Here is a 7,569-nt window from a genome sequence, read left to right as displayed (position 1 = left end):
GATTGAGTAGTGAAAGATCATAACGCTCACGGCGGCAATCCCTCGCAGAGCGTCCAATTCAAGCAGTCGGTTTTTTTGGGGCTTCGATGGTAGCGCTCCTCGATTCATTGAGTCAGTGTTCTTCAATTCGCAAAGATAAGTAGTTTGACGAATTGGGAGCCCCTGCCAGTACTACCTCAACTGCGATGACTTGCGAACTACCACTGTCATAAACGTCGACCAATGGGGCGAAACCCCGGCCAGCCAGTCGTCAGCTCGGCTAAAAAATGAAAATCCTGAGAAAGGGACGAGTTCATGGTCAAATCTGTTGCCACCACCCAGGAAATACCTCAATGGCGTGTGGTAGGTGATGCTTTCCACCGAAAATTCGGGATAGGCTTTGGCTAAAACCGACCGATCTCGCTCAAAAACAATCCACGCCAATGCGTAATTTATCTCCTCAGAAGAATCGTCAATCCCATCAGACCATCCTCCGGCCAAGTTAAATTTTCTACGATCAAATATAAAACCAGCCAGCCGCCCCCAGTAACTGCAGGCAGGTTCGATCATGATTATTTTACCACCAGGTGTAAGCACTCGATTAGCTTCGGTCAGGAAGCCGCGAGTATCCGGGAGGTCACAGAAAGTATCAATCATAAATATGCCACTAACCGACTCAGCGTTGAAGGGCATACTTACGGGCGAAAAAGTGAGATCGTTGGTAGGCAGAGGCAAACTATCGGTACAAACGACCATAGGAGCTAAATCTTTGAGAAAACCACCGCCCGCGCCCAACTCAATCATCATGCCAGAAGGCAACCACTTCATTTCATAAATGAGCCGGGCGTACCATTCTTCGTAAAGTTGCCTTAAAAATGGCCGTGCCTTTGCTCTTCTTCGGTTTCTCGGCACTTTTCTAGGGAGATTTGAAGACACTTTTTCGCAGTATTCGTTTATCATCATTACTTATCGGGGCACTTTTTCCCAATTTGTAACCACATACCGTGCCAACCATCATTAATCACTTCAGAATTTTAAAATTTCTGGATAACCCCTAACCATTCTTCTTTAATAAGGACGTATCGAACATGCGTATCCCAAAAAACCCTATTTTTGAAAAAACGCTAATTCTTATGAACCAACCCTCCCCCAAAACAGCCCTCGTAATCGGCGCCACCGGACTTATAGGACAGCAGCTGGTAGATCAATTGCTCCAATCGGATCAATATTCGGAGGTGAAGGTACTTGTGAGGAAACCGTTTGATAAAAAACACCCTAAACTGGTCGAGATAGTTTACAATTTCGGCCAACCTGAGCCAAACGTGGTGCAGGGCGATGATGTGTATTGCTGCCTTGGGACGACGATGAAAAAGGCAGGATCAAAAGAAGCTTTTATTAAAGTAGATCATGACTACCCACTCCAAATTGCCAGACTGGCGAAGCAGAACGGAGCCACGCAGTACCTGATCGTGACGGCTATGGGAGCCGATCCAACGTCCTCATTTTTCTACAATCGTGTGAAGGGTAACGTCGAAGCGGATTTGAAGGAAGTTGGTTTCGCGGCACTTCATATCTTCCGGCCCTCCCTGCTGTTGGGTAATCGGGAAGAGAGAAGGCTGGGAGAAAAAATTGGCGAGGCGGTTATGCGTGTCTTCAATCCTGTCATGGTCGGCCCACTCAAAAAATACCGCGCCATTGAGGCCTCCAAAGTGGCCAGAGCTATGGTGGTTGCTGCCCAAGACCCACTTACGGAGCAGGTAGTTCAGGGGGTATTCGTTCATGAATCCGATCGAATGCAACGCTTCTGACGTGCAAACACTCATTCGTCCCGCCCAACCTACCGATGCCACAGCGCTTTATCAGATGCTCTGCGAATTAGAAAATGAGCGTATGAACAGGGAGGCATTCGACGAAGTTTTCCTGACTAATCTTGTTAATAGAAACGTCCTTTATCTCATCGCGGAGTCGGCCGGCCAACCCGTGGGCATGGCCAGTTGCCACGTGCAGCTACTTCTCCATCACGCCGCCCCCATTGCCGAAATCCAGGAAATGTACATTGATCCTTCGGCCCGTTCACAGGGTATCGGCAAGCGATTCATAAAAGCTATCCTGGAATTTGCCTTCACCTGCGGTGCTACCCAAATTGAAGTCACGTCCAACCTAACCCGGCACGACACCCACCGTTTTTACGAACGTGAAGGCTTTCAGAAAACTCACGCCAAGTTGGTATTGAAAACAGTTAGCCGATGAAAGTACTTCTCCTATCGGTATCAGGAGTGTATGTACTCGGCCCCTGCCGAAGGGTCACAAAACAAAAAAGGATGCCCCGAAACGAAGCACCCTTTCTAACTACCCTAAACCTTCAACTAACTATGGTCTTTAATATCTTCGGGTCTGTCGCTGCACGAGTCGGTCGTTATCGCGTTGCTGATCCCTGTTCTCGTAACGGATTCCTTTGATCAACTTTTCCAGATCGCGCGTCAATTCGCGGGTTTCGCGGCGGCTGAGGTCGCGGTTGGCTAGGTAGCGGCGCTCCTTGTCATTGATTTTCTCGAATTTGTCGAGGAGCCGGATGGCTTCACGGGAGGTGAGCGTTCCCTGAGCGATACCGTCGGCGATACGTGTTCTGGTTTCACGTTGCAGATCATTGATCCGCAGGGCCTCCCGACGATCGTTGGCAGGAAGGCGGGCGACATCTGTTCGGCGATCATCACCGCTTCGGTTGAAGGTCCGGTTCGTACGCCGATCATTGTTGCGGCGGTCGTCACCGTACTTGCCATTTCTCTGGGAGAACGCACTCGTGGCTAATAAAACGAGCAGTGCGGCAAGCGTGATTTTATTTTTCATGGCTCTCTTTTTTTGGAATTCGGGGGTTAGAGAGCGGGACAGGGGGGACGTTTAAGGAGGGTTTGTTAACATATGTTAATAAAACTTTGACCACCTGGTTGGCACCCTCAGCACGACAGCAGTTGTCGGCTGAAAGTCAATCCGATTCACAAGTCTTGGTGTAGGTACAGTCTAAATAATCCAGAATGGCTTGCCGCGCGGCTTGCGCTATTTCGTCGGGGGTTTTTCCGGCGGGTTCCAGACCGGGCAGTACGGTCCACGACATTTTGGTGAAAGAAGTGAGCGGGAAAAGTCCTTTAGGATTGAACCTCCCGGTCCCTTGAATGACCACCGGGACAACCATTGCATCAGGAGCCCTTTTGAGCAAGGCCATAAGTCCTCCGGCGGCGAAGGGCTTCATCTGGGCAGACGAGGAGCGCGTTCCTTCCGGGAAAATAGCTGCCGAACCCTTGGCGTCGTGGATGCGCTGGCCCAATTTAGCGATTTCGATCACTGCTTTTTTGCCATCCTTGCGGTCGATGAGTGCCGCGCCACCTACTCGAAGATTATAGGATATGCCCGGGATACCATGCGCCAGTTCAATTTTTGACACGAAATAGGGGTAGTATTTCCGCAAAAACCAGATCAGACCCGGTATGTCGAACATGCTCTGGTGGTTAGCCACGAAGATAATGGGGCGCTCACCTGGTTGAGGAAGCACAGTGCGTTGCTCGAAATGTACGTGACTACCCGTAAGATACCAGCCGTGAACCAGGCAAAAGTTAAACCAAACGACCGTTTTCTTGTGAGCTTCTTTTCCGAAAACATTGTACGCCACTAATTGCACGATGTGGAATAACAGCAACATAATGCCGAAATAGAGCAGGTAAAGAATGCTCAGCAGGAAATCTAAAGCTTTTTTCAAGGGGAACAGTTTTTTGGCAAAATTAAGGCAAAGGGTATTAGATTGCGAAATCCTACGAATATTACGTATCTTAAATCGTTCTTGCGACCTTTGTCCATTCCACCATATACATTATCATCATGCAAACCGAACTCTCCGCCCTCCGCAAGGAAGTCATGCAGTTTGTGGGCCAAAAACTGGACTCTCTGCTGGGCGAATATCTGAAACCCGTGGACCAAAACTGGCAACCTACGGATTTTTTGCCCGATTCATCCACCGAAAATTTCTTCTCTGAAGTAAAATTGTTGCAGGAAAGCTGCCGCGAACTGCCCTACGACTACATGGCCGTACTGATCGGCGACACGATCACTGAGGAGGCCCTGCCCACTTACGAGTCTTGGCTAATGGATGTCGTGGGCATCGACCAACTCAACGAACCGTACGGCTGGGCGCAGTGGGTGCGCTCCTGGACCGCCGAGGAAAACCGTCATGGCGATTTGCTCAATAAGTACCTCTATCTATCGGGCCGCGTAAACATGCGGGCCATGGAGGTTTCCACGCAGTATTTGATCGCCGATGGCTTTGACATCGGTACTGGTCGCGATCCGTACCGAAACTTTATCTATACATCCTTTCAGGAACTGGCTACCAACGTTTCACACCGCCGCACCGCGACACTGGCCAAGCAGTTTGGCAACTCGCATCTATCCAAGATATGCGGCGTCATCGCTTCCGATGAAATGCGCCACGCCAAGGCGTACAAAGCTTTTGTCAGCCGAATATTTGAAGTAGACGCTTCCGAGATGATGCTGGCCCTGGAAGATATGATGCGGCAGAAAATCGTAATGCCTGCCCACTTCCTGCGCGAAACTGGCGTGAAAATGGGCGGTACCTTCTCCCACTTTTCCGATGCCGCCCAACGATTGGGCGTTTACACGACCAACGACTACATCGACATCCTGGATGCGCTGCTGGAAGAATGGAAAATTCAGCACTTGCGTGACTTGAACGACCAAGCCGAGAAAGCACGTGACTACTTGCTGGCCTTACCCGCCCGCCTCCGTCGCATTGCCGACCGTACCAAAGTACCGGAGCTGGCCTACGAATTCAGTTGGATAGACTAACCGCCTATGAACTGGACAATCATCCAAGCTTCGAAGGCGTTGGAGTATGCCGCCGCCTTTGAGCTTTTTAAGGAGTACTTAGCGTCACTGGACTTCGATCTTAGTTTCCAGAATATAGATCATGAACTCACGATTCTACCCCAAATGTATGGCCCGCCAACAGGCGGGCTTTTTCTGGTTAAAGTCGGCGATAATTTCGTAGGCTGCGCGGGCCTGCGCCGAATCGAGAACGACACGACCTGTGAACTCAAGCGAATGTACCTTCGCCCCTCCTATCGCAGGCTGGGCATTGGAAAGGCATTGATGGAGGAATGCATTGTTGCTTCCCGAAATCTGGGGTATGCCCTAATGAAGATGGACACGCATGGCACAAAAATGCCATGGGCAGTCGGACTTTACAAATCGTTCGGTTTTCGGGAAATTGCTCCCTATAACTACAATCCTCACGCGGGCATTCTGTATTTCGAGCGGGAGTTGGTTTAATGCATCGCCGGACAATCTCAGGCAACCGAATGGACTACCTGATCTAGAAAATAAATCCTTCGTCCCCATATTATGAAGACAATCAGGAGATTTTCACTTTATCTGCTACTGGCATTCGGCACAGCACTCATCTCTATTACCTTGCTTTCGCTGAGTGAGGATAGCTCGCGATGGTATCTGAAAATTCTGGATTTTCCTAGATTACAAGTAATACTTGGGTTGGCAATCTGCTTGCTCTTTTTCCTGATTTTCAACAAAAAATGGAACCCCTCTTCTTTTTTATTCGCCGGGGGGCTAACTACTTCACTCGCATTGCAGACTTATATTCTTCTGCCCTACCTCCCATTTTCATCGGAGGCAGCAGCTAGTGCCTCCAATTCGGTAGATAGCCAGAAAGTACTCAGCGTAATGGTAGCCAATGTCTATATGAAAAATCGGTCAGTGGATAATTTGCTGGAAATCGTTACCGAAAAAGACCCTACCCTATTTCTCGCAATGGAAGTAAACAAATGGTGGACCGAGCAACTGAGCCCTCTGCATGAAAGGTACCCCCACCGGATCAGCTATCCGGCAGACAACACGTACGGCATGGCACTCTACTCCAAACTACCGCTCGACGAACATCAAATCCTCTTCTTCAATCAGGATAGCGTGCCTTCTTTTCGTGCGAAAGTAAAGCTCGCCGATGGGTCGGTATTCCAACTACTGACCTTGCATCCGGTTCCACCTAAGCCCAGCGAACATCCTGACAATGTGGGCGAAAAAGAGGTGGCGCTGATGAAAGCGGGACGTCTCATCGCCGACAGTAGCCCGCTGCCTGCGCTGGTCATGGGCGACCTGAACGATGTGGGCTGGTCGTACAATTCCCAACGCTTCGAAGCGCTGAGCAACCTGCATGATCTGCGTCGCGGAAGGGGGTTGTACAATACTTTCGACGCCCACTCAATATGGATGCGTTGGCCGTTAGATTACATCTACGTTTCCAAAGAATTCAAAGTGAGGAAATTGGAGCGACTATCAAGTTTTGGGTCCGATCATTTCCCTTACTACGCGGAGTTGGTTTTTGGGGCAGTCAAAGAATAAAACAAGAATGAACCGCGCCATTCTTTTCCTTCTCGATCTCCTCGCTCCACTTTTCAATCGGGCGGGCATCGACTATCCACAACTTCGAGCCATTCTGGATGTAAAACTTACGATGGACAACCGTCGCGCACGGACGGGTTTTAACGGTCAGGAAAAGAAAGACAGCAAATGGGGCTTCGTCTGGACGCTCGTCATCACCTTCTTGATATCCAGTTTTGTGGCTCTGATGGTTTATTTCTGGCCTTCTCACGTCCCGGCCTACGCCCTGGTGTCGGCCTACGGGATGGTCATTGTCGTGATGATCTTAATCACTGATTTTTCGCAGGTTATCCTGGACAGTTCCGACAGTGGCATCATCTTGACCAGACCCGTGACCAGCAAAACTCTGTTCACCTCACGGCTCGTCCACGCGGCGGTGTACTTATTGCAACTGGCTCTGGCGGTGGCCCTGCCAAGCGTTATCGCTACTTTTCTCAAATTCGGTCTGGGTTCTGCCCTAGTATTCTTGGTGGCTTCCCTGCTGATAGCTATTCTATCGGTACTTTTCACCGCTGTGTTGTACCTGCTGATTATGCGATTTGCTTCCGTTGAGCGGATGCAGAACATTATCAACACTTTACAGATCGTCGTCGTGGTTCTGGTCACAGTCAGCTATCAGTTCATCGGCAGACTGATTGATTTTGACGATTTTGAAAATTCCGTGACTCTGCCCGTGGCCTGGTGGCACTACTTGGCACCGCCGATGTGGGTAGGTCATGTTATGGAATCGATTATAAGTGGAAATTTCGATCTTGCGACCGCTTCGTTTGTAGTGTTATTACTAGTAGTTCCGTTGCTGGCCATTTGGGCCATGAGCGGTAGACTCGTCCGGGGTTTCGGCCGCGAAGTAGGAAACCTCGACACGGTGGCTGAAAAGAAAACCGAAGAAGTTGAACTCACTCCCAAACGCAGCGCTCCCGAACTACTGGCCGGAATTTTCACCCGCACGCCCACTGAGCGCGGGGCATTCGAGCTGGTCTGGAAAATTGGGTCCCGCGATCGTAAATTTAAACTACGGGTCTATCCCAGCCTGGCGTACTTCCTGATGATAGGACCACTCATGTTCCTTAACCGCCGTGGCGAAAGTTTTGATCAAATAATGGAAGCAACCGCGCAACTTCAGTATATGCG

Annotated in this window: 8 protein-coding genes and 1 pseudogene; 6 read left to right on the top strand and 3 right to left on the bottom strand. The window is 49.9% G+C overall.

Annotated elements, in window-relative coordinates; all coding sequences use genetic code 11:
• Positions 1–171: 171 nt before the first annotated feature.
• A complete protein-coding gene (locus ACEW8P_RS17210) occupies positions 172–891 on the bottom strand; it encodes a methyltransferase domain-containing protein (protein ID WP_373514309.1) in 720 nt (239 codons plus the stop codon).
• Positions 892–1,112: 221 nt separating this feature from the next.
• On the opposite strand from ACEW8P_RS17210, the gene ACEW8P_RS17205 reads away from it, so the two are divergent.
• Together ACEW8P_RS17205 and ACEW8P_RS17200 are read left to right on the top strand one after the other, a co-directional pair.
• The gene (locus ACEW8P_RS17205) at positions 1,113–1,787 is read left to right on the top strand and encodes an oxidoreductase (RefSeq protein ID WP_373514308.1); all 675 of its coding nucleotides are present in this window, start codon (positions 1,113–1,115) and stop codon (positions 1,785–1,787) included.
• Position 1,788: 1 nt separating this feature from the next.
• The gene (locus tag ACEW8P_RS17200; RefSeq protein WP_373514307.1) at positions 1,789–2,229 is read left to right on the top strand and encodes a GNAT family N-acetyltransferase; all 441 of its coding nucleotides are present in this window, start codon (positions 1,789–1,791) and stop codon (positions 2,227–2,229) included.
• Positions 2,230–2,358: 129 nt separating this feature from the next.
• On the opposite strand, the gene ACEW8P_RS17195 is transcribed toward ACEW8P_RS17200, so the two are convergent.
• On the bottom strand, positions 2,359–2,826 hold the full coding sequence (locus tag ACEW8P_RS17195; RefSeq protein ID WP_373514306.1) for a hypothetical protein: 468 nt from the start codon (positions 2,824–2,826) through the stop codon (positions 2,359–2,361).
• A 136-nt stretch (positions 2,827–2,962) separates the two neighbouring features.
• Positions 2,963–3,730: a lysophospholipid acyltransferase family protein gene (locus tag ACEW8P_RS17190; protein ID WP_373514305.1), complete on the bottom strand. Its 768-nt coding sequence runs from the start codon at positions 3,728–3,730 to the stop codon at positions 2,963–2,965.
• Positions 3,731–3,849: 119 nt separating this feature from the next.
• On the opposite strand from ACEW8P_RS17190, the gene ACEW8P_RS17185 reads away from it, so the two are divergent.
• From ACEW8P_RS17185 to ACEW8P_RS17170, 4 genes and pseudogenes are all read left to right on the top strand, one after another.
• On the top strand, positions 3,850–4,833 hold the full coding sequence (locus ACEW8P_RS17185) for an acyl-ACP desaturase (protein WP_373514304.1): 984 nt from the start codon (positions 3,850–3,852) through the stop codon (positions 4,831–4,833).
• Between the two features lie 6 nt (positions 4,834–4,839).
• Positions 4,840–5,316, top strand: coding sequence for a GNAT family N-acetyltransferase (locus ACEW8P_RS17180; RefSeq protein ID WP_373514303.1), 477 nt, complete (start codon positions 4,840–4,842; stop codon positions 5,314–5,316).
• A gap of 72 nt (positions 5,317–5,388) precedes the next feature.
• Positions 5,389–6,399, top strand: coding sequence for an endonuclease/exonuclease/phosphatase family protein (locus ACEW8P_RS17175; RefSeq protein WP_373514302.1), 1,011 nt, complete (start codon positions 5,389–5,391; stop codon positions 6,397–6,399).
• A 7-nt stretch (positions 6,400–6,406) separates the two neighbouring features.
• Positions 6,407–7,569: pseudogene (locus ACEW8P_RS17170) on the top strand (hypothetical protein); the annotation flags it as partial.

Source organism: Persicitalea sp. (assembly GCF_041751555.1).
Classification (GTDB): Bacteria; Bacteroidota; Bacteroidia; order Cytophagales; family Spirosomataceae; genus Persicitalea.
This window is presented reverse-complemented; position numbering and strand designations above follow the sequence as displayed.